The following is a 25,354-nucleotide window of genomic DNA, read 5'->3' as shown; positions in this document are numbered from 1 at the left end:
GGCCGGGCAGCTCAGGTGAGGGGTCCCAGGATGAAGTTCGCCAAGGTCCGGTGGGCGGATTCGTTATCCGAAGGATGGTGGATTCCGGCCAGAGCGTCCCTGTGCAGCCGGGAGAGTTCGGAGGTGCGGCGGTACTGCGCTCCCCCGCTCACGTTCAGCGCGGCCTCCAGCACCGCACGCGCAGTCCGCGTGGCTGAGGTCCGCAGCGTGACCAGCCGCGGGAACCAGGACGCCCCATAGTCGGCGCCCCGCTCGATGGCCTCCGCCAGTCCGCGCAGCTGCGCGTCCAGGGCCAGCTGCTGCAGCTGCGCCTCGGCCATCTTGTACCGGATGTCAGGATCCTGGTCCATACCCTGCCCTGTGGTCAGCGCAGTCCGCGACGCCGCATGCTCAGCACCCAGCTGCAGGGCCCGGTCACCGATGCCGGTGTAGACCGAGGCCAGCAGCGTCAGGAAGGACGAGAAGACCGCGAAGACCAACGGATCCTGGTTGGGTCCGGCGGGCAGCCGACGCACGATCCGCTCGGCCGGCACTCTGGCGCCCTTCAGCGCAGTGGCATTGGAATGAGTGGCTCGCATGCCCAACATGTCCCAGTCGCCGAGGACCTCCCAGCCCTGCGCCTCGCGCGGCAGGAAGCCGAAGATCAGCGGCCGCTCCTCCGCAGCCCCGGAGGCGGAGCTGTCCTTGCCGAAGAGACCCAGCCGGGTCCATGCCGGCGAGAGCGTGGTGAAGATCTTGGTGCCGGTGAAGCTGACGGAGCCGTCGTCGTGGACTCTGGCCTGCGTCGTGGAGTCGAAGAGGACGGCGTCGTTGCCCGGTTCTGAGATGCCGAAGGCGAAGAGGTGCCCTTCGACGGTCTCCGTGAGGACCTGTTCGAACTCAAGGTGGTGGTGGGCCACCATCTGCCGAGCAACAGAGACCCAGACATGGTGCATGTTGACCGCCAGGGCAGTGGCCGGAGCGTGGGCGGCCAGCAGACGCTGGGCCTCGACCAGCTGTGGCAGGCTCCAGCCGAGGCCTCCGTACTTCTGCGGGACCAGGGCCTTCAGGTACCCGGCCTGCTGCAGCTCGTCGAGATCCTCTCGGCAGAACTCATTGGCCTCGTCATAGCCCGGTGCGCGCTGCCGGATCCGCTCCAGCAGCTGGTGGGTGAGGACATCGTCGATCGCGCTCATGGGACTCGTGCCGTCCATTCCTCGGTGCCGAACTTCTCTGCCACCAGCTGCTCCGCGCGGGCCAGCTCGTGGGGACGGATGCTGGCCACCGTGGCGCCGTGGCGCTCTGCGAAGGTCCGCACGAACACGTCCATGATCTCCTGCCGCGCCAGACCGGTCTGGCTGCGCAGCGGGTCCACACGTTTCACCGCTGAGCGGTGGCCCTTGTCGGAGAGCTTCTCACGACCGATGCGCAGCACCTGGGTCATACGCTCGGCGTCGATGTCATAGCTCATGGTCACGTGGTGGAGCATGCCCCCGTTGGCAAGCCGCTTCTGGGCGGCCCCGCCGATCTTGCGCCCCAGGCCTTCGCCCTCGGCAGCCGAGACGATGTCGTTGAGCGGTTTGTACTCGGCACGGACACCGACCCGCTCCAGGGCCTCCATGACCCAGGAGTCCAGGAAGGGATAGGAATCGGCGAAGCTCAAGCCATCCACCAGCGACTGGGGGAAGCACAGCGAGTAGGTGATGCAGTTGCCCGATTCCATGAACATCGCGCCGCCGCCGGAGATCCGGCGCACCACCTCAGTATCCAGCGCCGCCGCCGCGGCGCTGTCCACCTCATTGGCCAAGGACTGGAAGGACCCGATCACCACTGCGCGCTCTGACCAGTCCCAGAGCCGCATCAGCGGAGGGCGATTGCCCGCACCGACCTCTTCGGTGAGCACCTGATCCAGGGCCACGTTCACCGCAATCGGCAGGTTCGTGGCCGGCAGCACCTCCCACTGGTGGTCCTCCCAACCGGTGGCGCGGCCGAGCGCCCGGCGCACGGCTGTGGCCACTGCGGCCTCATCGAAGCCGATCATCTGCGCACCCTCCGGCAGACCGGCCCGGACAGCAGCGGCGATCTCCTCCCGGGAGGCGTCAGCGGAGAGTCCGGTCAACGCGGCGTTGAGGGCCTCCAAAGCGTCATCAGGTTCCAGGAAGAAATCTCCGTTGATCGATGCCCGCGCGATGACAGGGGCATCCTCGCTGAGCTCCAGATCAGCCACCACCAGCTTGCCGCTGGGCACTTTGTATTCACCATGAGCCATGCCTCCCATCCTAGGAGGTCACACCCGGCTGCGGGGGCGAGAGCAAGCCTCGTCACAGGCGGGATTATGCGAGACCGGCGCGGCGTTGACCTGGATATGTCCATCACCGCATCACGACCGCTGTCTCTGCTCGACCTCGCCCGGGTGAACCCCGGAGAGCCGATCGCAGAGGGCATCGCCCGCAGCCGCCGTCTGGCACAGACCGCGGACTCTCGGGGCTACACCCGGCTCTGGTTCGCCGAACACCACAACATGCCGCATGTGGCCTCCTCAGCCACCTCCCTGCTCATCCAGCACATCGCCGCCGCCACCGAGAACATCCGCGTGGGCGCCGGCGGCATCATGCTGCCCAACCACTCCCCGCTGGTCATCGCCGAGCAGTTCGGCACGCTGGAGACGCTCTTCCCCGGGCGCATCGATCTGGGTCTGGGCCGTGCGCCCGGCACCGACGGGGTCACCATGCGCGCGCTGCGCCGCGACGGCACGGAGGCAGACCGGTTCCAGTCCGATGTGATGGAGCTCAACGGCTATCTGGCCGGATACAGCCGTGTCCCCGGCGTAAACGCCTATCCCGGCCACCGCACCGATGTGCCGCTCTACATCCTGGGATCTTCGCTGTTCGGCGCCCAGCTGGCCGCTCATCTCGGCGTGCCCTACGCGTTCGCCTCCCACTTCGCGCCGCAGATGCTCACCCAAGCTGCGGAGACCTACCGGGAGCAGTTCGACTCCTCCAAGTCACTGACCGGCCCGGATGCGAAGCCGCACTTCATCGCCGCAGCCAACGTGATCGCCCACGACGACGCCGATGTCGCCCGTCAGCAGCGACGTCAGGCGGAGGACAGCTGGATCCGCACCATGCTGGGCCGCGATAAGCAGCTCTCCGATGACGACGTCACCCAGCTGCGAGACCATCCCGCAGGCCAGCAGGTCCTCGGTATGCTCAGCCGCACCGTCTCCGGCACCCAGCGGGAGGTCGTGGACTGGCTGGATGCCTTCGGCGACGAAGTCCAGGCCGACGAGATCATGCTGGTCAACCTGGCACCGTCTGAAGACAACCAGCACCGGACCTTGGAACTGCTGGCGCCGCAGGCGCCTGTCCTCTGAGAGGGGCCTCCGCCGCGGCAGGGTCCCGCGTCGCTGCGCAGCAGCGAGGTGGGCCGCGGTGGGGATCTGCTGGCGCCGCAGGCGCCAGTCCTCTGAGAGGGGCCCGCAGTCCGGCTGGGCGACCTCAGGCCGTCTCGTAGAAGAGACGCTCGAAGACCTGCCGGGCTCGGCGGGTGGTGCGCAGGTAGTGCTCTTCGAAGGCCGAGGTGCTGCCGGGTTCGAAGCCGCACCACCTGCCGATCGCATCCAGATCACGCCGGGCCGAGGGCAGCACGTCTGAGATCTTGCCGCGCCAGATCATGGTCGCGGCGCGGACCTTCGTGCACAGCGTCCACGCCTCGGCCAGGGTGGCGGCGTCGAAGGGGCTCAGCAGCTCTTCGTCCACCAGGATGTCCAGCGCCGCCAGCGTGGACTGGGTGCGCAGCTTCCGACGGCGGCGCGCGTGCTGCAGCTGCAGCAGCTGGACCAGCCATTCGACGTCGGAGAGTCCCCCGCGGCCCAGCTTCACGTGTCGAGCCGGATCTGCTCCGCGCGGAAGCCGCTCCGATTCCACCCGCGCCTTGATGCGACGGATCTCGCGCACCTGGGCCGGGGAAGGTTCCTCGCCGTAGCGGATCGCGTCCACCAGCTTCATGAAGTCCGCGGCAAGCTCATCGCAGCCCGCCAGCGGCCGGGCGCGCAGCAGAGCCTGGCGCTCCCAGACATCCATCCACCGGCGGTAGTACTCCGCGAAGGAGTCCAGGGATCGGGAGAGCGGCCCATTCTTTCCTTCGGGGCGCAGGTCAGCGTCCAGCTGCAGCGGGTACTCGCCGCGGACAGCGGCCCCTTGGGAGAGCAGCGCCCGCACCCGAGCAGCCAGCTTCTGGGCCTGAGCGTCAGCCTTGGTCGGGTCACCGCCCTGCGCCGTGCGGTGGACGAAGAGGGCGTCCATATCGGAACCATAGGAGATCTCACGTCCGCCCTGCCGGCCCATGGCCACGATCAGGAGTTGGACGTGCTGCCCCTCGTCGGCGTAGATCTCACGCTCGGCCATATGCAGAGCGCCCAGCGTGGCCGCACGGTCGGCATCGGAGAGCGCGACGCCGACCTGCTGGACATCCAGGTGGCCGACGGCGTCCGCTATGGCCACCCGCAGAACCTCCCGCTGGCGGATCAGCCGCACCAGGCGCACCGCCGCGGAGGTGTCGGTCTCGTGCCGGAACAATGAGTTCCGGATCTCACGCCAGAGCTGCTCGAAGCTGCGGGGCGCCAGGTCCCTGTCCTCGCCGAGCCACTTGGTGGATTCCGGGGAGTGCTCCAGCTGGTCTGAGATGAACCGGGCACTGGAGAGGATGTGGCAGAGCCGCTCGGCTGCCACGGACGAGTCGCGAAGCATCGTCAGATACCACGGGCTGGCACCCAGGGACTCGCTGAGGCGTCGGAAGGCGAGCAGACCGGCGTCGGGGTCCACTCCTTCGGCGAACCACCCGAGCATCATCGGCAGGATCCGACGCTGCAGGGTGGCCCGTCGGCTCACACCAGAGGTCAGCGCCTCGATATGACGCATCGCTCCGCGGGTGTCGGCATAACCCAGTGCCGCCAGCCGCTCCTGAGCTGCTTCCGGAGACAGCCGGGCGTCTTCGTCGGAGAGCACGGCCATGGTCGAGAGCAGGGGCCGGTAGAAGATGGTCTCGTGGAAGGTGGAGACCTCGCGGACGATCCCCCGCCACTGCTGGTGCAGAGCCTCAGGGTGCGATCGTCGCAGCGGACTGGGCGGCTCCGCCGCCAAGGCCAGCGCCCGCAGCTCCGAGTCCTTCTCCGGCATCAGGTGGGTGCGCCGCATCTGGGACATCTGGATCCGATGCTCATAGAGGCGCAGCTGCCGGTAGCACCGCGACATCGCGTCGCGGTCGCGGCTGGCCATGTACTCGCCCTGGGCCAGGGAGTCGATGGCCGAGAGGGTGTCACGGACCCGCAGGGACTCATCCACGCGCCCATGGACCAGCTGCAGCAGCTGGACGGTGAACTCCACGTCCCGCAGGCCCCCGCGCCCCAGCTTCAGCTCCCGGTCCCCGGAGGAGGCCGGGATGTTCTCGAAGACCCGACGACGCATCCGCTGGACGTTCTCCACGAAGCCCTCCTGCTGGGAGGAGCTCCAGACGAAGGGCCAGATCTTCTCCATGTAGTCCGCCCCGAGGGCGGGGCTGCCGGCGATGGGCCGGGCCTTCAGCAGAGCTTGGAACTCCCACCCGTGAGCCCAGCGGCGGTAGTACTCCACGTGGGACTCCAGGCTGCGTGAGAGCTCCCCGTCCCTGCCCTCCGGGCGCAGGTTCGCGTCCACCTCCCAGAGGCCGGGCTCCGGTGCGGCGCTGTTGATGATCTTGGAGATCCCGGCGGCCATCGCGGCGGCGGCTGTCCGCGCCCGGCCGGGGTCCACGTCCTCGGGGGCACGATGGACGAAGATGACGTCCACATCGGAGATGTAGTTCAGCTCTCGCGCTCCGCATTTGCCCATTCCGATGACGGCGAGCTCCAGGTCATCGACCAGCTCTCCCTGCTTCTCACGCTGCTCGGCACGGCTGACCGCCAGGGCGGCCTCCAGCGCGGCCGCAGCGAGGTCGGCCAGCTGCTGAGCCACCAGCGGCTGGTAGGCCAAGGGGTCCTCCGTGCAGAGGTCGCGCAGGGCCAGAACGGTCAGCTCGCGGCGATAGGCCACCCGCAGCTGGACCGAGGCATCACGGACCGTGAAGGCCTCGCCCAAGACCGCCTGGGGAACTTCAGCATGGGGGTCCGCCTGCACAGCGCGCAGCAGGGTGTTCCGCAGCTCAGTGTCCGTGCTGACCGCCGGCGGTTCGGCCGGAGTGCCATCGTCGCCGGAACCCAGCAGCACGTCGGCGCTGAGGAGCAGGTCTGCGTGCTCAGGGCGCCGGATCAGAAACTCGCTGATCGCCTGGGAGGATCCCAACAGACGCATCAGCGCAATGGCACGGGGGTACTCCCCCGCCGCTTCGGTGAAGAGCTCCTTGATCTGTGGAGCACGTTCGAGCAGCCGGATCAGCAGCAGGACTGCCTGGTCGGCGTCCGGGGCGTACCGCAGCGCAGCCAGCAGAGGTGCCGGGGCGAAGTCGGCCAGCTGCTCATCGGCCAGGAACCCCGAGGCGCGCTCGAGGTCCTGGAAGCCGGTGGCGATCAGGTCGCGTCGCGAGTATCCGGTCATACGGGGCAGCAGCGGTGGATTCGGCTCAGATGGTCCCCAGGTAGCGGTTGATCTCCCAGGGCGAGACGTTCACGCGGTACTCGTCCCATTCCTGCTGCTTATTGCGCAGGAAGTTGCTGAAGACCTGCTCGCCGAGGACCTCGGCCACCAGCTCGGAGTCCTCCATCTGGCGGATCGCGTCATGCAGGGTGCCGGGCAGCGGCTTGATGCCCAGGGCCTTGCGTTCGGCGGTGGTCAGCGACCAGACGTCCTCGGTGATGGCGTCGCCCAGGTCGTACTCGTCGCGGATGCCCTTCAGGCCGGCGCCCAGGACCATGGCGTAGGCCAGGTAGGGGTTGGCCGCAGAGTCGATGCCGCGGAACTCGATGCGCGCCGAGCCGCCCTTGGTGGGTTTGTACAGCGGCACGCGGATCAGGGCGGAGCGGTTGTTGTGGCCCCAGGAGACGTGGGAGGGGGCCTCTCCCCCGCCCCACAGGCGCTTATAGGAGTTCACGAACTGGTTGGTGACCGCGGTGAACTCGGGGGCGTGGGTCAGCACGCCGGAGATGAACTGACGTGCTGTGGTGGAGAGGTTGTACTCGGCGTTGGGCGAGTACAGCGCGTTGGTGTCGCCTTCGAAGAGGCTGAAGTGGGTGTGCATCGCCGAGCCCGGGTGCTCTGAGAAGGGCTTGGGCATGAAGGAGGCGAACTTATTGTGCTGCAGCGCCACCTCCTTGACGATGGTGCGGAAGGTCATGATGTTGTCCGCAGTCGTCAGCGCATCAGCGTAGCGCAGGTCGATCTCGTTCTGACCCGGCCCGACCTCGTTGTGGGTGAACTCCACCGAGATGCCCACTGCCTCGAGCATGCTGACCGTCTGACGGCGCAGGTCCTGAGCGACGGAGCCGGTGATGTGGTCGAAATAGCCGGCGCGATCGGCGGGTCGGGGCAGCCCGTCCGCGTCGAGCTCCTCAGATTCGAACAGGTAGAACTCGATCTCCGGGTGGGTGTAGCAGGTGAAGCCCATCTCACCGGCGGCCTCGAGCTGACGGCGCAGGACCCAGCGCGGATCCCCGGCGGCCGGTTCCTGGTCCGGGGTCAGGACATCGCAGAACATGCGGGAGGTGGGTTCCTCCTCGCCGCGCCAGGGCAGGATCTGGAAGCTGGAGGGGTCAGGCTTCAGGAGCATGTCCGATTCGAAGACTCGGGACAGGCCCTCGATGGAGGACCCGTCGAAGCCCAGGCCCTCGCCGAAGGCGCCCTCGACCTCGGCCGGGGAGAGCGCCACGGACTTCAGCGACCCGACGACGTCAGTGAACCAAAGCCGCACGAACCGGACATCGCGCTCCTCGATGGTGCGCAGTACGAATTCCTGCTGTCGATCCATGCGTGCAGCCTCCTGACACGGGGTAAGTCCAATCCGCGACCCACTCTACCCAAATCGGGCCACGCTGTACTCTATGGGCATGTCCGATGCGCAGAAGTCGACGCCGGCCCGCATCCGCACCCTTCATCTGAAGCAGTTCAAGGAGCAGGGGCGGCGCTTCGCCATGCTGACCGCCTATGACGCCATGACCGCAGGCATCTTCGACCAGGCCGGCGTCGAGGTTCTGCTGGTGGGCGACTCCGCCGCCAACGTGATGATGGGCCGGGAGAGCACGCTTCCGATCACCACTGATGAGCTGCTGGTCTTCGCGAGATCTGTGGTGGCCGGCGCGCGCCGCGCACTGGTGGTCGCAGACCTCCCCTTCGGCACCTATGAGGCCTCCCCGCAGCAGGCGGTGGAGACGGCGGTGCGCTTCATGAAGGAGGCCGGTGTCCACGCGGTCAAGGTGGAGGGCGACGCCGAACTGGCGCCTCATATCCGCGCCATGGTCTCCGCAGGGATCCCAGTCATCGGCCATGTGGGCTTCACCCCGCAGTCCGAACATGCTCTGGGCGGCTACCGGGTCCAGGGCCGCGGAGACGCGGCGGAGGCGGTGCTGACCGATGCCCGGGCCATGGAGCAGGCCGGATCCTTTGCCGTGCTCGCCGAGATGGTGCCCGCCGAGGTGATGGAGCAGCTCGACGCCGCACTGGAGGTTCCGACCATCGGGATCGGTGCCGGAGCGGCCGCCACCGGACAGGTGCTGGTCTGGCAGGACATGCTCGGCCTGGGCGAGGGCAGGAGCCCGCGCTTTGTGAAGAAATATGCAGATCTGCGCAGCGTGATGACCGAGGCGGTCAGCACCTACCGCAGCGAGGTGCTCGAGGGCCGGTTCCCCGGCGAGGAGCATTCCTTCTGAACCGCCGCGCGGACAGGGCGGGCTGAAACAGGGGGCTGGGGGTGCCGTCGGGGTTCAATTCGGCTGCTCAGCTGGACTGGCCGCCGTCGTCCTGCCAGTGTTCGGAGGCTTCTTCGTCCTCCCAGGCCTCGTTGTTGGCCTTCACACGCTCCATGGCCTGGGTCGCCTCGGCATAGGAGCTGTAGGGCCCCAGCAAGTGCTTCCAGCCGGACTGCGCGCCCTGCTCCACCTGGCCGGTCTGGATGTTGTACCAATAGTCGTTGCCCATAGCTCCCAGCCTACGTCCGCCGGCGGGCGAGCCGACAGCGCCGCCGGCCGCACAGCGTTAGGATGACACTCATGACCTCAGCGCAGTCTTCTGCATCCTCCTCCGCGCCGGTCGGCACCCTTACCAAGGGCATCGTCTCCCCGCAGCGCAGCGTCCCAGACCATATTCCGAGGCCGAACTATGTCGGTCTCGATGCTCCGCCGGAGTACACCGGGCCGGATAGCTTCGACGCCGAGACGGTGGAGAACATCCGCCGCGCCGGCCAGCTCGCCGCCGATGCGATGGTGGCCACCGGTCGGCTGATCCGACCGGGTGTGACCACCGATGAGCTCGATGCCTTCGCGCATCAGTATCTGACCGAGCGTGGCGCCTACCCCTCCTGCCTGTCCTACCGCGGCTTCCCCAAGTCGATCTGCACCTCGGTGAACGAGGTGGTCTGCCATGGGATCCCGGATTCCACAGTCCTGAACGACGGCGACATCGTGAACCTGGACATCACCGCCTTCCTGGACGGGGTCCACGGCGATCACAACGTCACCTTCCTGGTGGGCGATGTGGATGAGGAGTCCCGCCTGCTGGTGGAGCGGGCGAAGGAAGCGATGATGCGCGGCATCCGTGCGGTGAAGCCGGGCCGGCCCATCAACGTGATCGGGCGGACCATCGAGGTCTACGCCCGCCGCTTCGGCTACGGCACGGTGCACGAGTTCATCGGGCACGGCGTGGGACCGGCCTTCCACACCGGCCTGGTCATCCCCCACTTCGACGCCGCACCTGACCACTCCCAGCCGATGGAGCCCGGCATGGTCTTCACCATCGAGCCGATGATCACGCTGGGAACGCGCCACTGGGACATGTGGGAGGACGGCTGGACCGCTGTCACCCGCGACCGGAAGCGCACCGCCCAGTTCGAGCACACCCTCGTGGTCACCGAGGATGGCGCCGAGATCCTGACCCTACCCTCTGAGGAGAACTGACGTCCATGGCAACTACCGACCGCTCCCCTGACAACCTGCCGGAGGGCGACGCTCTCGCAGCCAAGGCCATCGGCCCGGCCAGCGCAGGCGTGAAGAACCTCCCGCGACGCGCCATCGGCATCGACGTCGGCGGAACCGGCATCAAGGGCGGCATCGTGGATCTCCCCACCGGTGAGCTGGTGGGCGACCGCTACCGCATCCCGACCCCCAAGCCTGCCACTCCTGAGGCGGTGGCTGAGGTGATCGACACGATCCTGCACGAGCTGCTGCACCGCAAGGGCGCGCCGTCGCCCGATGATCTGGCGGTGGGTGTGCTGGTGCCCGGCATCGTCATCGACAATGTGGTGCTCTCCGCGGCGAACGTCGATGACTCCTGGCTGGAGTGCGACGCCGGCCAGCTGCTGGCCGAGCTTCCCGGCCAGATCTACACCATGAACGACGCCGACGGCGCCGGCCTGGCAGAGGCGCGCTACGGCGCCGGCGTCGGGCGCACCGGCACAGTCATGACCATCACCCTGGGCACCGGGATCGGTGCCGCCATGGTCCACGACGGCGTCCTGGTGCCCAATGCCGAGTTCGGCCACCTGGAGTTCGAAGGCGAGATCGCAGAGAAGGTCGCCTCGGCCTCGGCCCGTGAGCGCGCCGATATGCCCTGGGATGAGTACGGGCGCACTGTGGGCCGGTATCTGAAGCACCTCGAGCGGATCTTCCCGCCCTCGATGTTCATCATCGGCGGGGGCATCTCCAAGCGCAGCGAGGACTTCCTCCCCTATGTGGAGGGCCTGCGCGCCGAGGTGGTCACCGCTCAGCTGCAGAACAACGCCGGCATCGTGGGCGCGGCTCTGTACGCTGCCGAGCAGACTGCTCTCACCGACGGGTGACTCCACGCAGGGTCTGTGGAAACAGAACTCTGCTATAGTTCTAGGCTGTTGCCGTTCATGCGGCACAGTCCGGGCGCTTAGCTCAGTTGGCTAGAGCACTTCGTTTACACCGAATAGGTCGGGGGTTCGAGTCCCTCAGCGCCCACCAGATCGTCGTTGTTCAAACCGCCGACATCACCGGTTTGAGTCCTAGTGAGGTCTCCGTCCGTCTGCTGGCGCAACGCGGTCGCCTGGACCTGGGGGTTGAACGGCACCCCGGGCTCCCCGTCCACGGTGTCAGCCTCGGTCACGTAGAGCTTGTCGAAGAAGGCCTGGTTCGCGATCCGTCGCAGCGAGTCATCGATGCTGGTGTAGATCGCATGGCAGTCCCCGGCCAGAGCCAGGCAGTCCTCCAGATGTGACTTGGGTCCGCTGAAGGTCTGGTTGACCGTGGGGCTTATGCCGCCAGGGCGACGGCTTCTTTGCAAACGGTCTCGTATTCGATCGGGATCAGCTTACCCAGCCTCCGTTGTCGGCGGCGGCGGTAGTAGATCGCTTCGATCCGATGGATGATCCGGGCCCGCAGCTGAGCGCGAGTGGCCCAGGAGCTCCCACTCGGCCCATGGACCCGGCCAGCTCGTAGCCCTTCAGGGCCCGTTGGAATCTCCGTGAACGAAATTGGCCGTATTCAAGTGGTCGTCGCAATACCTACCTGATGGAGGTGTTCGATGGGAGTCTGGGAAAAGCAGAAGAGGGTCCGAGAGTATCGGGGGCAGATTGTGTCTCCGGGGCGTCCAACAGTGGCGTGGAGAGAAGACCGGGTCCGGTTCTAGCAATCCATTGCTGCAGGAGCTAAGACGCGGGAGGCCGGTGAAGCCGCCGGTGTCTCCGAGCCTGTAGCTCACCGTTGGTTCAAGCATGCTGGTGGCGTGAATCCGCGATTGGCTCCGACTGTTTCGGGGCGGTATATCTCCTCCTCCGAGCGAGAGGACATCGCTTTATGGCGAGCCCAAGACACTGGGGTCCGTGAGATCGCCCGTCGGCTGGGGCGAAGCCCATCGACGATTTCACGAGAGCTACGGCGTAACGCCTCGACCAGGACCTATCAGCTGCAGTACAAAGCCTCTACTGCGCAGTGGCATGCTGAGCGGCGCGCCCGCCGCCCGAAGACCGCGAAGGTAGCCACGAACGATCGGCTGCGCCAGTACGTCCAAGACAAGCTCAGCGGGGCGATTCTCACCGCTGCTGGTGAGATCGTCGGCCCCGATGGCCCGGCCTGGGATGGGAAGAACAAGCCCCACCGTGGGGATCGGCATAAGCAGTCCTGGCACCTGCGCCGAGGTCGCACCAAGCGGATGCCTCGGGCCCGCACACGGCAGGAAGGCTGGGCTCATGTCACTGCCGAGACCGTGCTGCAGAAACGCCCCAAGGAGGTCGAGGACCGCAAGATCGCCGGCCATTGGGAAGGAGACCTGATCATCGGGCTGAAACGCTCAGCGGTGGCCACCCTGATTGAGCGCACCACCCGCTACACGATGCTCGTACACCTACCCCGACAGGTCGGCTACGGGCTCATCCCGCCGAAGAAGAACGGGCCCGCCCTGGCCGGCTACGGGGCACTGACCATGAAGGACGCCCTGATCAACGTTATGACTCCGGTGCCGCCGAGGCTTCGACGATCCTTGACCTGGGACCGGGGCAAGGAACTCCCAGCCCATGCTCTGTTCACTGAGGCCACCAAGACCCCGGTGTACTTCGCCGACGCGAAGAGCCCGTGGCAGCGCGGCAGCAACGAACACCTCAATGGGCTGCTGCGTCAGTACTTCCCGAAAGGCACCGACCTCTCACGGTGGAGTGCCGCGGAGATCGCTGCGATAGCCACCACGATGAATAACCGGCCCCGCGGAATCCTCGGATGGAGGACACCTGCCGAAGCCTTCGAGGATCAGCTACGCTCAGCTCAACAGTCAACTGTTGCGACCACCGGTTGAATACGGCTTGCGACCCACGGTCCGAACGAACAATGCACCCGGCCACTGCTGAAGGGCCTCCGCGACGAGCCACAGGATCGTGCAAAGCCGTCACTGCCAGACGGGACTTCATCCTGGAGTCGATGGCATATCCCACGATCCTGGTACTGAAGACATCCTTGATCGCGCACAGGTAGAGCTTGCCCTCACCGGTGCGGTGCTCGGTGATATCCGCCAACCACTTCTGGTGAGCCCCGACGGCGGTGAAGTCCCTGCCGATGAGGTCATCACAGACCGGCGCGCCCGGGTTATTGCGCTTCTTCCTGCCCTTGCGCTGAGTGGCTGAGAAGAGCTGCTGCTGTGAACACAGCCGCCACACCCGCCGCTCAGAGGCCTGATACCCGGCGGCGGTGAGCTCATCGGCGATGAACCGGTGTCCGAACTCAGGGTCATCAGCATGAACATCTACCGCGGCGTTGAGCAGGTGGGCCTCATCCCAATCCCGCTGAGAGATCGGCGCCGCTGCCCATTTATAGAAGGCCTGCTTGGTAAAGCCCAGAACCCGGCAGGTCACCGCCACAGGCACCCCGGCAGCGGCAAGGTCCCGGACCAGCGGGAACATCATTTTGGGGAGGTCCCACCCAGCTTCAGATTCGCCTGGGAGAGATACGCCGCAGCTTCACGCAGGACCTTGTTCTCCTGCTCAAGCTCACGGATCCGGCGCAGCATCTTCGCCTGCGCCCGGGATTCCTCAGCATCCTTAGCCGGCTCGATCCCATGCTCTTCGAGCTTCGCAGCTCGGATCTAGGACTGCAGCGCGGACATCGAGCAGCCCATATCCGCCCAGACCTGCTTATGGCTCATCCCTCCAGCAACCAGCTCCACAGCGGTGCGGCGGAACTCCTCGGTATAGACGACTTTCGGCATGACTTCCATCCTTCCTGCTTTCTCCGCAGTCTTGAAGTCAACCGAACCTTCAGCAAACCCACTCCTAGGTGGTGAAGTTTCGGGTGGAGACTTCTGGCCGGAGGTCCAAGCGGCGCAGCAGTTGGGCGTTGAGGGCGACCACGACAGTGGAGGCTGACATCAGGATCGCGCCGATGCTCATGGGCAGCACAAATCCGATGGGCGCGAGGATGCCTGCGGCCAGTGGTACGGAGATGAGGTTGTAGCCGGCGGCCCACCAGAGGTTCTGCTTCATCTTCCGGTAGCTGGAGCGGGACAGATCAATCACTGACAACACTGAGCGGGGGTCGGAGCTGGCCAGGATCACCCCGGCGGAGCCGATGGCCACATCAGTTCCCGCCCCGATGGCCACGCCGACATCGGCCTGGGCCAGGGCGGGGGCGTCGTTTACGCCGTCACCGACCATGGCTACCTTCTGTCCCTCCTGCTGGAGTTCTTTGACCTTGGCGGCCTTGTCTTCGGGGCGGACCCCGGCGAAGACCCGGTCGATGCCCAGCTCGGCCGCAACAGTGTCGGCGACCGCTTGGGCGTCCCCAGTGATCATGACCACCTGAGCCCCCACGGCGTGGAGGGCTTGGACCGTGGCTCGGGATTCGGGTCGGATTTCATCGGCCAGGCGCAGGGCGCCGATTACCTTGCCTTCGGCCAGGACGTGGAGGATGATCGCTCCCTCGTGCCTCCATCGCTCGGCGATGGGCAGCTCGTCTTGGTGCTGCTCGCTGAGCATGTAGGGGCCACCGACCTGAATCACGGTGCCGTTGACTGTGGCACGGACCCCTACAGCGGGTGAGGATGAGAAGTCCCCGGCGGCAGCAACCTCCAGGTTGCGGTGGGATGCTGCGCCGACGATGGCGCGGGCCAGCGGGTGCTCGCTGTCGGCCTCAGCTGCGGCGGCCAGGGCCAGGACCTCATCTCCGGTGTACCCCTGGGTGGGTTCGATGCCTGTGACGGTGGGTTCTCCCTTGGTGAGAGTGCCGGTCTTGTCGAACAGCATCGCGTCAACGGTGCGCATTGATTCCAGGGCCAGCCGGTCCTTGATGAGCACCCCGCCGCGGGCAGCGCGTTCGGTGGCGATGGAGACCACAAGCGGGATCGCCAGGCCCAGGGCGTGCGGGCAGGCGATCACCAACACAGTGATGGTCCGCACCACCGCAGCATCCGGCATCCCCAACATGACCCAGGCTGCCGCCGTGATCAGCGCGGCGACCAGGGCGAACCAGAACAACCACCCCGCCGCGGTATCGGCGATCCGCTGAGCCCGGGAAGACGAGGCCTGGGCATCAGCGACCAGGCGTTGAATACCGGCCAAGGCGGTGTCGTCTCCGGTGGCGGTGATCCTTACCCGGATGCCGGAGTCAGTGGCTACCGTCCCGGCCACCACATGATCGCCTTCCTCGCGCCGTACGGGCTTGGACTCACCGGTGACCATCGACTCATCCATACTGGCCGAACCATCAATCACCTGACCATCAGCAGGCACAGAAGCACCGGGACGCACGATCACCACATCATCGAGAGCCAACTGCGCCGGGGACACCTTCTCTACGCCGTGGTCGGTGACCTTCTCTGCCTCATCGGGCAGCAGGGCAGCCAGCGAGTCCAGGGCTGAGCTGGTTCGGGCCAGGGAGCGCATCTCGATCCAGTGGCCTAACAGCATGATCACCACCAGCAGGGCCAGCTCCCACCAGAAGTTCAGCTCATGATCAAGCAGGTGCAGGGTAGCACCCCAAGAGGCGATGAACGCCACCGTGATCGCTAGGCCGATCAGCAGCATCATCCCCGGCTTGCCGGAACGAATCTCCGAGACCGCCCCGGTGAGGAAGGGCCAGCCGCCCCAGGCGTAGATCACGGTGCCCAGTACCGGGGAGACCCACCAAACCCAAGTAGCCTCTGGCAGGTGGTAGCCGATGAGGTGGGCGAACATCTCGTTGAACCCCACCACCGGCACCGCCAAGACCAGCATGATCCAGAACAGCCTGCGGAACTGCCCGACGTGATCACCATGGCCTCCATGGCCTGAGTGGCCATGGTGAGCTGAATGGTCGTGCTCGGCATGGCCGGAGGAAGCATGTCCGTGGGCGTCGTCGCCTTTGGGATGCATCGCATGCCCATGGTGACCAGTGGGGTGGCCGTGGCCTTCCTCGGGGGCGTGCGCTACGTGGGGGCCGTGGTGGTGGCCTGAGTGGTCGTGGTGCCCGTGGTGTTCAGCCATGAGGGTTCTTCACGTTCTCCAGCAGGTCTTCCATGTGTTCGATCTCAGCCTGCTGGACGCTGATGATCTCTTCTGATAGTTCCAGGGCCTCGGGGTTCTCCCCCGTTGGCCAGGTGGTCTTCCGCCACCGTAACAGCACCTTCGTGATGGACGATCATCTGCTCTAAGAACAGTTGCGCGGCTTGATCACCCTCAGCGGTTTCGAGCTCGGCGATGTCTTCTTCGCTCATCAGCCCCGGGCCGCCCCGGAAGAGGACCCCGCCTCGTCGACGTCGACCCGCACGCGCCGGGCGACGAAGCCAGGCTCCTGGTCCGCGGCATCACGGATGATCTGCCGGATCGTCGCGGTGAGCATCTCGAAGCGGAGACCTGACGGGGTGGACAGTTCGGTGGTGGGCCCGAGAACCGATTCCCGGTGCACAATGTCCATCACCTGCGCGATCTCGGCATACGACTGGCCGTGGACCTCGTAGAGCAGCCAGGCCAGCCGCTGTTCCGCAGGCAACGCGGTCAGCACGTTCTCCAAGTGGCGCACAGCTGCTCCGCGTTCCGCCGTCTCTTCCAAAGACGGTGCCCTGGACGCGACATCCACGAAGTCCGCGGGGCCATCGAGTTCGTGCGTTGCCGTTCCCGACGGCGGACGACATCGATGCAGGCGTTGCTGACCAGGCGATAGATCCAGGTCTTGAACCGGCCCGCGTCCTCCAGAGTATCGACCCGGCGCCAGACCGTCAGGAAGGTGTCCTGCACGACGTCCTCGGCGTCGAAACGAACCCGCAGCATCCTGACCGCCAAGCGCAGCAGTGGAGCCTCATAGATGTCCAACAGCTGTTCGAAGGCGGCCACGTCTCCGTCCTGCGCCCGCGCGGCCACCGTGGCCTCGTCCACGACGGCCGGAGGCTCAGACCAACCGGAACGATGCGGGGAGCAACCGCGAGGCGATTCGGAGTTCCCGGTCTGAGGCTTCTGCTGACAGCCCACTGGTCACTGCCCACGGAACCACCGTCGTCGAGGAGACGGTCGTCCAGAAGCTCTCCGGACTCGCCGCGCGCGAGGTTCCGGGTGTGTATGCGATGGGCGACGCCGCGCGTCGGACCTTCGATGCCATCTCGGAGCGGATCCCCGGATCAAAGACCCAGGTCAGCGGCGGCGTCTCGGTGGAGAAGGGCGAGCGGGAGACCGCCATCGACCTGACTGTGATCGTCGAGTACGGCGCTGCGGTGGTGGAGGTGGCCGAGAACATCCGCCGCAACGTGATCCGCTCAGTGGAGCACGGCACCGGCCTCAAGGTGGTCGAGGTCAACGTCACCATCGCTGACGTGCACCTGCCGGAGGGCGATGACGAGAGCACCGATCATGACCTGGCCTGACCCTCGGCGTGCTCGAGAGGAGCGCATCATGATCACGACTGTCACCGGACTCCTCGTCGGCCTCGTACTGGGCCTCGTCGCTGTGTTCGCGGGCTTCCTCGCGATGCTGGGCGTGGCTTTCTTCGCGGCTCTGGGCCTGGTCGTCGGGGCCACGCTCGAAGGGCGGCTCGACCTGGTCGGGATGTTCTCTCGTGAGCGGACCCGCCGATGAGCGCCGCTGTTTCCGTCCGCGGCAGCCTGGTGGTCCACGAGGCGGTGGTGTTGAAGTCCGCCGCTCAGGCGGCCTCGGAGATCCCCGACGTACGGGCCTCGGGACGGGGCCCACTGGGTCTGTGGCGTGCGGACAGGACCACCCGACCGCAGGTGGGGGCGACGCTCTCCGGCGGCACAGTCGCTCTGGAAGTGCGTCTGGCCCTGCCATACCCGGTCCCGGTGCGCGAACTGACTGAGACAGCGCGACGGCACCTGCGCGAACGGGCCGAGGCTCTCACCGGCCTGAGGGTTCGCCTGGTCGACCTGCAGGTCGAACGGAAGGGGGTCTTCCGGGCGCCTCGCAGCCCATCATATGTCGAGCCATGGAGGGTGCAGACGAGGTGCTCTCCCTCCATATGACCATCGGGCAGCAGCGCACCGCGGTGCTGGCATCGACCATAGTAGACCCGAGCGACGTCGGAGACGTCGAGCACTGCTACGAGGTCGACACCTTCGACCAGGCGGCCCACGGGCTCGTCTCGGGAGAGCTCCTCATGGGAGAGGATGGCGACGGGATCCGCAGTTCCTCCTCAGGGCCACAGACAGAAAAGTTCGGCTGCGATGAATCGTGCGGTTGTGTGCGCCTGACATGGAACTCCCAGAAGTCGCGGGCAGCACCATGGGTAAGTGACTTGATAGTAGGCCCCTCCATACGCCTGATCAACCCCGCGGCAAGCTTCGCCGAGAGGCCCTCTTCTCGGAACTCCTCGCCCGCTGTTCTACGATCGACAGGGACAGCATTCTTCTCGCACCTGAGGACAGATCATCATGGAACAGCGGACTCTCGGACGCACCGGACGCAGCATCTCTGAGATCGGCCTGGGCACCTGGCAGCTCGGCGGCGACTGGGGTGATGTCGCGGAGGCCGATGCCTTCGCCGTCCTCGACGCCGCAGCAGAGGCCGGAGTGACCTTCTTCGACACCGCCGATGTCTACGGCGACGGCCGCTCCGAGCAGCTCATCGGTCGCTGGCGCGGGAAGAACCCGGACTGGGACGGCTTCGTGGCCACCAAGATGGTCCGCCGCGCCCCAGCCCCCAGCCTGGGGCACGCCACGGAGGCGAATTTCCGCGCCTGGACCGACCGCTCCCGGGCCAACCTGGGCATGGACACTCTGGACATGGTCCAGCTGCACTGCCCGGAAACCCCGGTCTACAGCTCCGACGCCGTCTACGACGCCCTGGACGAGTTGGTCGACGAGGGTGCGATCGCCGCCTACGGGGTCTCCGTGGAGACCGTGGAGGAAGCGCTCACCGCTCTCGCCCGGCCGAACGTAGCCTCTGTGCAGATCATCCTCAACGCGTTCCGTCAGAAGCCCCTGGACCAGCTGCTGCCTGCCGCCGCAGAGGCCGGCGTCGGGATCATCGCCCGGGTACCCCTGGCCAGCGGACTGCTCTCAGGGCGCTACACCCCGGAGACGGTCTTCGCTGAGAACGACCATCGGAACTTCAACCGCCGCGGCGAAGCCTTCGACGTGGGCGAGACCTTCTCCGGCGTGGACTTCTCCGTAGGAGTGGAGGCGGCCGCACGTTTCTCGGCACTGGCCCGCGAGGCCGGCCTGGAACCGGCCGCCGCAGCCCTGGTCTGGATCATCCAGCAGCCGGGTGTCACCAGCGTGATCCCCGGTGCCCGCAATGCCCAGCAGGCTCAGCGCAATGCGGCCGCCGCAGAGGTCCCCACCCTGTCCCAGGACTTCCTCGACGCCGTGTCCTCTCTCTACGAGGGGGCCATCAGGCCGCAGGTCCACGACCGGTGGTGAGCTGCTGGGACCGGCGCACCGCTGCGTCCCTGCACTGTCGCTCGGCTCAGTGTGTGTAGACGGTGCGCCCGGCCAGCAGTCCTGCCGCCGCAAGCAGCCCGACGGCGGCCAGCATTCCATAGAGCACCGGGTTCCATGACCCGGTGAGGTCGAAGATCGCTCCCGCCAGCAGCGGGCCGGTCGCTGCGCAGAGGTATCCCACTCCCTGGGCCATGCCGGAGAGCCGGCCGGCCTGGTGCGCGGTGCGAGCCCGCAGCGAGATCATCGTCAGCGCCAGCAGCAGCATGGTGGAGGTGGAGAAACCGCCGAGCAGGCTCCAGAGGACCACCCACGAGGGCGCGAGCAGGATGCCGAGCAGAGTCAGGACCATCGTGCAACAGACCACCGAGGAGACAGCCCGCTGGTCCCTCGCCCGCTGAAGCACCGGCCCCACCAGCAGGCTCGCCGCGATGCCGACGCCCTGCCAGAGGGAGAGCATCCATCCGGCGAAGGCTTCACCGATCCCGTGATAGCTCAGAATCGCCGGGTACCACGTCAGCATCAGGTAGAACATCCCGGACTGCAGGGCGAAATAGGCGGTCACCTGCCAGGCCACCGGGGAGCGCCACATCGAGGGTTCCTGCGCAGACTCCGGTGCGGTCGACTCGGGTGCAGTCGGCGTCGACGGCTGTTGTGCCCCGTGCCCCCAGACCAAGCGTGCACTCCACAGAACACACGCGATCAGTGCCAGCAGCGCCGTGCAGCCCAGCGCAGACTCCCAGCCCACCGCCGAGGACAAGGGCACGGCCGAGCCGGAAGCCGCTGCGGCTGCGCCGGCCATCGTGGCCGTATAGAGCCCGGTCATCAGCGGCACCCGGTCAGGGAAGTCGCGCTTGACCACTGCCGGCACCAGAACGTTGCCGACCCCGATGGCCAGACTGAGGATCACCGTGCCGCTCACCAGAGAGATCTGTGCGGCGGTGGACTCGTCGCCGGGCAGCAGCGGAGCCGGCAGAGAACGCAGCACTGTCCCGGCGGCCAGCAGGAGCAGGGAGGCGAAGATGCTGCGCTCCAGCCCCCAGCGGGAGGAGAGCAGGTGCACGAACGGCGAGACCACTCCGAAGCTGATCACGGGGATCGCGCCCAGCAGTCCGAGCAGCGAGGGACTCAGCCCAGTATCCGCCCGGATCTGTTCCAGCAGCGGACCCACGGCGCTGATCGCGGGGCGCAGATTCGCCGCCACCACCAGCACAGTGGCGATCAGCAGCACTCGCGGCAGTCCCGCTCCTCGTTCTCTCACGAGGATCAGTTCTACCAGGTTCCGGAGATGACGCGGATCAGTCGTCGAATGACCGCGACATGTGCGCATGCGGACGCGGCGATTTGATGATCTTCATCGGGAAGGCCGAATCGGTGTCCTGAACTCCTGGGATGGTCAGCACCTTGTGGGTCAGGAAATGCTCATAGGCCTGCAGGTCCGCCACAGCTACCCTCGCGTAGTAGTCCGGGGAGCGGAACTGGCGCAGCAGCTCCAGCACCTCCTCGTAGCCGGCCATCGTGTCTTCGAAGTGCTGGACCGTCTCACGGTCGCCCCATCTGAGGTCCACCGAGAGCCCCACTTCGAAGGACTGGCCCAGAACCTCCGGATTGATGTCGGCCGAATAGCCCAGGATGATGCCGTCCGCCTCCAGCCGCTGGACACGGCGCAGGCAGGGCCCGGGCGTCAGGCCCACCTTCTGGGCCAGAGCGGCATTCGAGATACGCCCGTCCTCACGCAGGGCCTCGATGATTGCACGGTCCATGCTGTCCATGCGCCGATTCTTGCACCTGTCCAGCGCCGGGGGCACCGCCGCTGGAAAAGGGCCACATAATGGAACGGCCCGCCATCGGCTCAGCGTGCTCAGGTGAGCTCGGCCAGATGCCCCAGAGCTTCAGAGAAGTCCCTGGAACGGGAGAACTCCGCAGACTGGACGTGGCGGACGGTCAGCTCAGCGTCGAGGAAAAAGCTGACCCGCTGGGCAGCGCCCCGGCCGGCGTCGAAGGCTCCGAAGGAGGCCGAGATCTCACCATGGGGCCAGAAGTCGCTGAGCAGGTCGAAGCCCAGCGGCTCCGCACCGTCACCACCGCCCTGGTCATGCAGCAGCTCAGCATAGGCACGCAGCGAATGCATGGGATCGCAGCTGATGGCCAGAACACGCACGCCATGGGCCTGAACCTCAGGCCACCGGGCATGCAGCTGCGCAAGTTCGGAGCCGCAGACCCGGCTGAAGGCGAAGGGGTAGAACATCACCCACGACGCCGCACCGGCCAGATCCGCTGATCCGACCGTCTCTCCCTGCTGGTTCCGAGCGGTGAACTCCGGGACACGGCTGCCCACCGGCAACAGCGTGCCGGCCTCAGCGCCGGAGCTGCTCACTTGCGCGAGACGAGCCTGGTGGCCGCCCAGTTCGCGCTCACACCAGCGGAGGAGGTCACATGCAGCCCAGCGTTGGGCGCAGCGTCCTGGATCTCCACCGGAGGCACATAGCCCTCGCGCCCCGAGCGCGGAGTCAGCAGCCAGACCACGCCGCCTTCGTCCAACGTGGTCAGCGAATCCACCAGAGCATCGGTGAGGTCATCGTCGCCCTCGCGGAACCACAGGAGCACGGCATCGACGACCTCCTGCTCGTCCTCATCGATCAGCTCCTCGGCCAATGCGGCCTCGAGAGCATCGCGGAACTCATCGTCGACGTCGTCGTCCACGCCGATCTCCTGGACGAGGAATTCCTTGGTGAACCCCAGTTCCTCCAACAGGTCCGATGTGTCCACCACGTTGGCGTCCGCATCGTACTTCTGGCCTGCTGCTGCGCTGACCGGTTCCTCGGCAGCTGAAGCCTGACTCACCAGAGGTTCCCTCTCTCTCTTCTCCTGCGACGGCGATTGATCGTGCATCGTTCTCGGCGGTGGGCCGTGCTGGCCCGTTCTCCCCATACGTTACGCGGACAGCTCGCCGTTCGGGAAGTGCAACCCGGTGCGTTCCGGGTAGAGTTGCGGTGAAGAAAACGAGGACCCATTGCCGGGAGACCCCTGGTGGAGGCCTCAAGGAAACCCTTCTGAAAGAGGTACCCGTGAGCGCTGGTGAAGAGAACACCCACATTCGCAGCGGCCTGACGAATCAGCTTCCGGATCACGATCCGGAGGAGACGCAGGAATGGCTGGAGTCATTCGACCAGCTCGTCGAAGCCCACGGCACCGAGCGTGCCGAGTACATCATCCGCACCCTGCTGCAGCGTGCCGGTGCACGATCCATCGACTACCCGATGGTCACCACCACCGACTACGTCAACACCATCCCGAAGGACCAGGAGCCCGAGTTCCCCGGCGATGAGGAGATGGAGCGCCGCTACCGTCGGATCCTGCGCTGGAACGCCGCGGTCATGGTGCACCGCGCCCAGCGCGAGGACATCGGCGTGGGAGGCCACATCTCCTCCTACGCAGGCGTCTCCACCCTCTACGAAGTGGGCCTCAACCACTTCTTCCGCGGCCAGGACCACCCCGGCGGCGGTGATCAGGTCTTCTTCCAGGGCCACTCCTCCCCCGGCAACTACGCACGCGCCTTCCTGGAGGGCCGGCTCACTGAGGATCAGCTCAACGGATTCCGCCAGGAGTTCTCCAAGTCGCCCAACGGACTGAGCTCCTACCCGCACCCCCGCCTGATGCCGGAGTTCTGGCAGTTCCCGACCGTGTCGATGGGCATCGGCCCGATGAACGCCATCTACCAGGCGCAGTTCAACCGCTACCTGCACAACCGCGGCATCAAGGACACCTCGGATCAGAACGTCTGGGCCTTCCTGGGTGACGGCGAGATGGACGAGCCCGAGTCGCGCGGCCTGCTGCAGCTGGCGGCCAACGAGAAGCTGGACAACCTCAACTTCGTCATCAACTGCAACCTGCAGCGCCTCGACGGCCCGGTCCGCGGCAACGGCAAGATCGTCCAGGAGCTGGAAGGGTTCTTCCGCGGCGCCGGCTGGAACGTCATCAAGGTCCTCTGGGGCCGTGAGTGGGACGAGCTGCTGGACAAGGACGACGACGGCGAGCTGGTCCGCATCATGAACGAGACCCTCGACGGCGACTACCAGACCTATAAGGCAGAGTCCGGCGAGTTCGTCCGTGAGCACTTCTTCGGCCGCGCGGCGAAGACCAAAGAGATGGTCCAGGACATGTCCGACGACGAGATCTGGGGCCTCAAGCGCGGCGGGCACGACTACCAGAAGGTCTACGCCGCGTACCAGGCAGCTGTGGAGACCAAGGGCAAGCCCACAGTCATCCTGGCTCAGACCGTCAAGGGCTACGGCCTCGGCCCGAGCTTCGAGGGACGCAACGCGACCCACCAGATGAAGAAGCTCACCGTGGACGACATGAAGCGCTTCCGCGACACTCTGCGCATCCCGATCAGCGATGAGCAGCTCGAGGCCGACCCCTACAACGTGCCCTACTACCACCCGGGCGAGGACTCCGAGGAGATCTCCTACCTCAAGGAGCGCCGCAAGGAGCTCGGAGGCTCGCTTCCCGAGCGCCGGGTGGCCCGCAACACCCTGGACATGCCCGACCAGAAGGTCTTCGACGCCGCGAAGAAGGGCTCCGGCAAGCAGAAGGCCGCCACCACGATGGCCCTGGTCCGTCTGCTCAAGGACCTGATGCGGGACAAGAACGTGGGCGACCGGATCGTGCCGATCATCCCGGATGAGGCGCGCACCTTCGGCATGGACTCGTTCTTCCCCACCGCGAAGATCTACAACCCCAAGGGTCAGAACTACCTCTCGGTGGATCGTGAGCTGATGCTCGCCTATAAGGAGTCCCCGCAGGGCAAGCTGCTGCACCCCGGCATCAACGAGGCCGGCGCTACGGCGGCCTTCACCGCCGCAGGCACCAGCTATGCCACCCACGGTGAGCCGATGATCCCGTTGTACATCTTCTACTCGATGTTCGGGTTCCAGCGCACCGGCGACTCCTTCTGGGCGGCGGCCGACCAGATGACCCGTGGGTTCATCATCGGCGCCACTGCAGGCCGCACCACCCTGACCGGTGAGGGGCTGCAGCACGCCGACGGTCACTCCCCGCTGTTGGCCGCCACCAACCCGGCGGTCAAGCACTTCGACCCGGCCTTCGGCTACGAGATCGCCCACATCATGCAGAACGGCATCTACGAGATGTACGGCGACCACGACGGCGACCACAACGTCATGTACTACCTGACGGTGTACAATGAGCCGGTCCTGCACCTGCCCGAGCCCGAGGGCGTGGACGTCGAAGGCATCAAGCGCGGCATCTACCGCCAGTCCACCTCGGAGAAGGAAGGCCCGAAGGTTCAGTTGCTGGCCTCCGGCGTGTCCGTCCCGTGGGCGCAGGAGGCCGCCGAGATCCTCGCCGAGGACTGGGGCGTCTCCGCTGACATCTGGTCGGTCACCTCGTGGAACGAGCTGCGTCGCCAGGCCCTGCAGGTCGAGCAGGAGGCCATGCTGAACCCGGAGAATGAGCCGGAGACCCCGTTCGTCACCCAGCAGCTCGAGGGAGCTGAGGGACCGATCGTGGCCTCCACCGACTACTCCGCGGCCGTGCCTGATCAGATCCGTCAGTTCGTGCCCAACAGCTTCGCTTCTCTGGGCGCAGACGACTTCGGCTTCTCAGACACCCGCGCCGCCGCACGCCGACACTTCAAGATCGACGCGCACTCCATGGTGGTCCGGGCGCTGCAGCTGCTGGCCGAAGAGGGAGCGGTCGACAAGTCCGCTCCGGCCGAAGCTCTGAAGAAGTACGACCTGAACAACGTCAACGCCGGAACCTCCGGTGAGACCGGGGGCGACGCCTGATCTGATTCGGGGCTGATCGTCGAAAGCGGCAGAGAACTCTCCTTCCTTAGCTCGCGAAGCGCACCGCGCTGGCGCGCGTTGCGA

Annotated in this window: 24 protein-coding genes, 1 tRNA gene and 3 pseudogenes; 11 read left to right on the top strand and 17 right to left on the bottom strand. The window is 66.4% G+C overall.

The genetic code is table 11. From position 1 onward, the window contains the following. Positions 1-11: 11 nt before the first annotated feature. Together JOF45_RS04930 and lplB are read right to left on the bottom strand one after the other, a co-directional pair. Complete coding sequence (locus JOF45_RS04930) at positions 12-1,175, bottom strand: acyl-CoA dehydrogenase family protein (RefSeq protein ID WP_210048261.1); 1,164 nt, start codon at positions 1,173-1,175, stop codon at positions 12-14. Further along, positions 1,172-2,248, bottom strand: coding sequence for a lipoate-protein ligase small subunit (gene lplB / locus JOF45_RS04925; protein WP_210048259.1), 1,077 nt, complete (start codon positions 2,246-2,248; stop codon positions 1,172-1,174). Before lplB ends, JOF45_RS04930 begins: the two co-directional genes overlap by 4 nt. 66 nt (positions 2,249-2,314) lie before the next feature. Between lplB and JOF45_RS04920 the strand changes: the two genes are divergently transcribed. After that, complete coding sequence (locus tag JOF45_RS04920) at positions 2,315-3,352, top strand: LLM class flavin-dependent oxidoreductase (RefSeq protein ID WP_245324138.1); 1,038 nt, start codon at positions 2,315-2,317, stop codon at positions 3,350-3,352. 124 nt (positions 3,353-3,476) lie between these two features. Here the strand turns inward: JOF45_RS04920 and JOF45_RS04915 are convergent, their stop codons facing one another. Together JOF45_RS04915 and glnA are read right to left on the bottom strand one after the other, a co-directional pair. Next, positions 3,477-6,548, bottom strand: a complete 3,072-nt coding sequence (locus JOF45_RS04915) for a bifunctional [glutamine synthetase] adenylyltransferase/[glutamine synthetase]-adenylyl-L-tyrosine phosphorylase (protein ID WP_210048257.1) — start codon at positions 6,546-6,548, stop codon at positions 3,477-3,479. A gap of 25 nt (positions 6,549-6,573) precedes the next feature. Then, the gene (glnA, locus tag JOF45_RS04910; protein WP_210048255.1) at positions 6,574-7,914 is read right to left on the bottom strand and encodes a type I glutamate--ammonia ligase; all 1,341 of its coding nucleotides are present in this window, start codon (positions 7,912-7,914) and stop codon (positions 6,574-6,576) included. Between the two features lie 79 nt (positions 7,915-7,993). Here glnA and panB point away from each other — a divergent pair, with 79 nt between their 5' ends. After that, positions 7,994-8,812, top strand: coding sequence for a 3-methyl-2-oxobutanoate hydroxymethyltransferase (gene panB / locus JOF45_RS04905; protein WP_210048253.1), 819 nt, complete (start codon positions 7,994-7,996; stop codon positions 8,810-8,812). Positions 8,813-8,879: 67 nt separating this feature from the next. Here the strand turns inward: panB and JOF45_RS04900 are convergent, their stop codons facing one another. Next, positions 8,880-9,080 carry an SPOR domain-containing protein gene (locus tag JOF45_RS04900; RefSeq protein WP_210048251.1) on the bottom strand — a complete coding sequence of 67 codons (201 nt, stop codon included), beginning with the start codon at positions 9,078-9,080 and terminating at the stop codon, positions 8,880-8,882. A 71-nt stretch (positions 9,081-9,151) separates the two neighbouring features. On the opposite strand from JOF45_RS04900, the gene map reads away from it, so the two are divergent. The 3 genes from map to JOF45_RS04885 all read left to right on the top strand — a co-directional run bounded on the left by map (position 9,152) and on the right by JOF45_RS04885 (position 11,083). Further along, positions 9,152-10,054 carry a type I methionyl aminopeptidase gene (gene map, locus JOF45_RS04895; protein WP_210048249.1) on the top strand — a complete coding sequence of 301 codons (903 nt, stop codon included), beginning with the start codon at positions 9,152-9,154 and terminating at the stop codon, positions 10,052-10,054. Between the two features lie 5 nt (positions 10,055-10,059). Continuing rightward, on the top strand, positions 10,060-10,935 hold the full coding sequence (gene ppgK, locus JOF45_RS04890; RefSeq protein ID WP_210048247.1) for a polyphosphate--glucose phosphotransferase: 876 nt from the start codon (positions 10,060-10,062) through the stop codon (positions 10,933-10,935). 71 nt (positions 10,936-11,006) lie between these two features. Continuing rightward, positions 11,007-11,083, top strand: a tRNA-Val gene (locus JOF45_RS04885). Positions 11,084-11,371: 288 nt separating this feature from the next. Here JOF45_RS04885 and JOF45_RS13265 read toward each other — a convergent pair. Further along, positions 11,372-11,595, bottom strand: a pseudogene (locus JOF45_RS13265) (IS3 family transposase); the annotation flags it as partial. A gap of 47 nt (positions 11,596-11,642) precedes the next feature. Here JOF45_RS13265 and JOF45_RS04880 point away from each other — a divergent pair. Next, a pseudogene (locus tag JOF45_RS04880) lies at positions 11,643-12,905 on the top strand (IS30 family transposase). Positions 12,906-12,909: 4 nt separating this feature from the next. On the opposite strand, the pseudogene JOF45_RS13260 reads toward JOF45_RS04880, so the two are convergent. The 3 genes and pseudogenes from JOF45_RS13260 to JOF45_RS04875 all read right to left on the bottom strand — a co-directional run. Next, positions 12,910-13,688, bottom strand: a pseudogene (locus JOF45_RS13260) (IS3 family transposase); the annotation flags it as partial. Beyond that, entirely contained in the window at positions 13,689-13,820 is a 132-nt protein-coding gene (locus JOF45_RS13490; protein ID WP_281069671.1) for a hypothetical protein, read from the bottom strand. A 55-nt stretch (positions 13,821-13,875) separates the two neighbouring features. After that, entirely contained in the window at positions 13,876-15,813 is a 1,938-nt protein-coding gene (locus JOF45_RS04875; protein ID WP_378578931.1) for a heavy metal translocating P-type ATPase, read from the bottom strand. Positions 15,814-15,903: 90 nt separating this feature from the next. Here JOF45_RS04875 and JOF45_RS13485 point away from each other — a divergent pair, with 90 nt between their 5' ends. Continuing rightward, on the top strand, positions 15,904-16,032 hold the full coding sequence (locus JOF45_RS13485; RefSeq protein WP_281069773.1) for a hypothetical protein: 129 nt from the start codon (positions 15,904-15,906) through the stop codon (positions 16,030-16,032). 74 nt (positions 16,033-16,106) lie between these two features. On the opposite strand, the gene JOF45_RS04870 is transcribed toward JOF45_RS13485, so the two are convergent. The 3 genes from JOF45_RS04870 to JOF45_RS04860 are packed head-to-tail and all read right to left on the bottom strand — an operon-like array spanning position 16,107 to position 16,950. Then, on the bottom strand, positions 16,107-16,292 hold the full coding sequence (locus tag JOF45_RS04870; RefSeq protein ID WP_210048244.1) for a DUF305 domain-containing protein: 186 nt from the start codon (positions 16,290-16,292) through the stop codon (positions 16,107-16,109). Then, positions 16,292-16,579, bottom strand: coding sequence for a sigma factor-like helix-turn-helix DNA-binding protein (locus tag JOF45_RS04865; protein WP_342591502.1), 288 nt, complete (start codon positions 16,577-16,579; stop codon positions 16,292-16,294). The genes JOF45_RS04870 and JOF45_RS04865 overlap by 1 nt, the downstream gene beginning before the upstream one ends. After that, entirely contained in the window at positions 16,573-16,950 is a 378-nt protein-coding gene (locus JOF45_RS04860; protein ID WP_342591392.1) for an RNA polymerase sigma factor, read from the bottom strand. The genes JOF45_RS04865 and JOF45_RS04860 overlap by 7 nt, the downstream gene beginning before the upstream one ends. Between JOF45_RS04860 and JOF45_RS04855 the strand changes: the two genes are divergently transcribed. Together JOF45_RS04855 and JOF45_RS04850 are read left to right on the top strand one after the other, a co-directional pair. Continuing rightward, positions 16,866-17,432 (top strand): Asp23/Gls24 family envelope stress response protein, encoded by a 567-nt coding sequence (locus JOF45_RS04855; protein WP_342591391.1) that lies wholly within the window; start codon positions 16,866-16,868, stop codon positions 17,430-17,432. The two genes, JOF45_RS04860 and JOF45_RS04855, sit on opposite strands and share 85 nt — an antisense overlap. Before the next feature lie 28 nt (positions 17,433-17,460). Further along, positions 17,461-17,643, top strand: a complete 183-nt coding sequence (locus JOF45_RS04850) for a hypothetical protein (protein ID WP_210048241.1) — start codon at positions 17,461-17,463, stop codon at positions 17,641-17,643. Positions 17,644-17,707: 64 nt separating this feature from the next. On the opposite strand, the gene JOF45_RS13720 is transcribed toward JOF45_RS04850, so the two are convergent. Then, positions 17,708-18,154, bottom strand: a complete 447-nt coding sequence (locus tag JOF45_RS13720; RefSeq protein WP_378578937.1) for a Rieske (2Fe-2S) protein — start codon at positions 18,152-18,154, stop codon at positions 17,708-17,710. Positions 18,155-18,452: 298 nt separating this feature from the next. Here JOF45_RS13720 and JOF45_RS04835 point away from each other — a divergent pair, with 298 nt between their 5' ends. After that, on the top strand, positions 18,453-19,442 hold the full coding sequence (locus JOF45_RS04835; protein ID WP_210048239.1) for an aldo/keto reductase: 990 nt from the start codon (positions 18,453-18,455) through the stop codon (positions 19,440-19,442). A gap of 46 nt (positions 19,443-19,488) precedes the next feature. Here the strand turns inward: JOF45_RS04835 and JOF45_RS04830 are convergent, their stop codons facing one another. The 4 genes from JOF45_RS04830 to JOF45_RS04815 all read right to left on the bottom strand — a co-directional run bounded on the left by JOF45_RS04830 (position 19,489) and on the right by JOF45_RS04815 (position 22,304). Beyond that, positions 19,489-20,691: a CynX/NimT family MFS transporter gene (locus tag JOF45_RS04830; protein WP_210048238.1), complete on the bottom strand. Its 1,203-nt coding sequence runs from the start codon at positions 20,689-20,691 to the stop codon at positions 19,489-19,491. 67 nt (positions 20,692-20,758) lie between these two features. Further along, positions 20,759-21,232, bottom strand: coding sequence for an Lrp/AsnC family transcriptional regulator (locus tag JOF45_RS04825; protein ID WP_245324135.1), 474 nt, complete (start codon positions 21,230-21,232; stop codon positions 20,759-20,761). Between the two features lie 89 nt (positions 21,233-21,321). Then, complete coding sequence (locus JOF45_RS04820; RefSeq protein ID WP_210048236.1) at positions 21,322-21,837, bottom strand: redoxin domain-containing protein; 516 nt, start codon at positions 21,835-21,837, stop codon at positions 21,322-21,324. Next, complete coding sequence (locus tag JOF45_RS04815) at positions 21,834-22,304, bottom strand: DUF3052 domain-containing protein (RefSeq protein ID WP_342591390.1); 471 nt, start codon at positions 22,302-22,304, stop codon at positions 21,834-21,836. Before JOF45_RS04815 ends, JOF45_RS04820 begins: the two co-directional genes overlap by 4 nt. Positions 22,305-22,528: 224 nt before the next feature. On the opposite strand from JOF45_RS04815, the gene aceE reads away from it, so the two are divergent. Then, a complete protein-coding gene (gene aceE / locus JOF45_RS04810; protein WP_210048232.1) occupies positions 22,529-25,270 on the top strand; it encodes a pyruvate dehydrogenase (acetyl-transferring), homodimeric type in 2,742 nt (913 codons plus the stop codon). Positions 25,271-25,354 lie beyond the last annotated feature (84 nt).

Origin of the sequence: Nesterenkonia lacusekhoensis, from assembly GCF_017876395.1 — a bacterium.
GTDB classification, from domain to species: Bacteria; Actinomycetota; Actinomycetes; order Actinomycetales; family Micrococcaceae; genus Nesterenkonia; species Nesterenkonia lacusekhoensis.
Note: the sequence above shows the minus strand (reverse complement) of the source record. Positions and strands in the feature narration are given on the sequence as shown.

Excerpts from the sequence above, each read along its gene's own strand:
- JOF45_RS13490 (WP_281069671.1), bottom strand. The coding sequence starts at position 13,820 with ATGGAAGTCATGCCGAAAGTCGTCTATACCGAGGAGTTCCGCCGCACC.
- JOF45_RS04900 (WP_210048251.1), bottom strand. The coding sequence starts at position 9,080 with ATGGGCAACGACTATTGGTACAACATCCAGACCGGCCAGGTGGAGCAG.
- JOF45_RS04835 (WP_210048239.1), top strand. The coding sequence starts at position 18,453 with ATGGAACAGCGGACTCTCGGACGCACCGGACGCAGCATCTCTGAGATC.
- JOF45_RS04850 (WP_210048241.1), top strand. The coding sequence starts at position 17,461 with ATGATCACGACTGTCACCGGACTCCTCGTCGGCCTCGTACTGGGCCTC.
- JOF45_RS13485 (WP_281069773.1), top strand. The coding sequence starts at position 15,904 with ATGGCCGGAGGAAGCATGTCCGTGGGCGTCGTCGCCTTTGGGATGCAT.
- map (WP_210048249.1), top strand. The coding sequence starts at position 9,152 with ATGACCTCAGCGCAGTCTTCTGCATCCTCCTCCGCGCCGGTCGGCACC.
- ppgK (WP_210048247.1), top strand. The coding sequence starts at position 10,060 with ATGGCAACTACCGACCGCTCCCCTGACAACCTGCCGGAGGGCGACGCT.
- JOF45_RS04930 (WP_210048261.1), bottom strand. The coding sequence starts at position 1,175 with ATGAGCGCGATCGACGATGTCCTCACCCACCAGCTGCTGGAGCGGATC.
- JOF45_RS04875 (WP_378578931.1), bottom strand. The coding sequence starts at position 15,813 with ATGCTGGTCTTGGCGGTGCCGGTGGTGGGGTTCAACGAGATGTTCGCC.
- JOF45_RS04920 (WP_245324138.1), top strand. The coding sequence starts at position 2,315 with ATGCGAGACCGGCGCGGCGTTGACCTGGATATGTCCATCACCGCATCA.
- JOF45_RS04825 (WP_245324135.1), bottom strand. The coding sequence starts at position 21,232 with ATGGACAGCATGGACCGTGCAATCATCGAGGCCCTGCGTGAGGACGGG.
- lplB (WP_210048259.1), bottom strand. The coding sequence starts at position 2,248 with ATGGCTCATGGTGAATACAAAGTGCCCAGCGGCAAGCTGGTGGTGGCT.
- panB (WP_210048253.1), top strand. The coding sequence starts at position 7,994 with ATGTCCGATGCGCAGAAGTCGACGCCGGCCCGCATCCGCACCCTTCAT.
- glnA (WP_210048255.1), bottom strand. The coding sequence starts at position 7,914 with ATGGATCGACAGCAGGAATTCGTACTGCGCACCATCGAGGAGCGCGAT.
- JOF45_RS04870 (WP_210048244.1), bottom strand. The coding sequence starts at position 16,292 with ATGAGCGAAGAAGACATCGCCGAGCTCGAAACCGCTGAGGGTGATCAA.
- JOF45_RS04915 (WP_210048257.1), bottom strand. The coding sequence starts at position 6,548 with ATGACCGGATACTCGCGACGCGACCTGATCGCCACCGGCTTCCAGGAC.